Here is a 255-nt window from a genome sequence, read left to right on the forward strand (position 1 = left end):
CTATAAATTCAGGGGCACCTTGCATCAACAGTGTGCTTTGGCAAATGTTGAGTGTAAATAACTGGTTAGGATAAGTAAGTTGGTAGCCCTGCATACAGCCACTAATTACTTTTTGTAAATCAAACTGCTCTGGCTCATTACTTTGAATACTTTGCTCAAGGCGGGTTGCCTCGCTCATAGTGGTAATTATTTTCCCTAAGCGCTCAACCCCTTCGCTGGCACGTTCAAGGTATTTTTGACTCAGTTCACTTTGCT

At 42.4% G+C, this 255-nt stretch carries 1 protein-coding gene; it reads right to left on the reverse strand.

Going from position 1 to position 255, the window contains the following annotated elements; genetic code table 11:
* Nucleotides 1-255: hypothetical protein (locus R0K30_RS22665; RefSeq protein ID WP_410613183.1), on the reverse strand; the 255-nt coding region annotated here is incomplete at both ends.

Source organism: Bacillus sp. SIMBA_154 (genome assembly GCF_046536015.1).
GTDB lineage: Bacteria > Bacillota > Bacilli > Bacillales > Bacillaceae > Bacillus > Bacillus pumilus_P.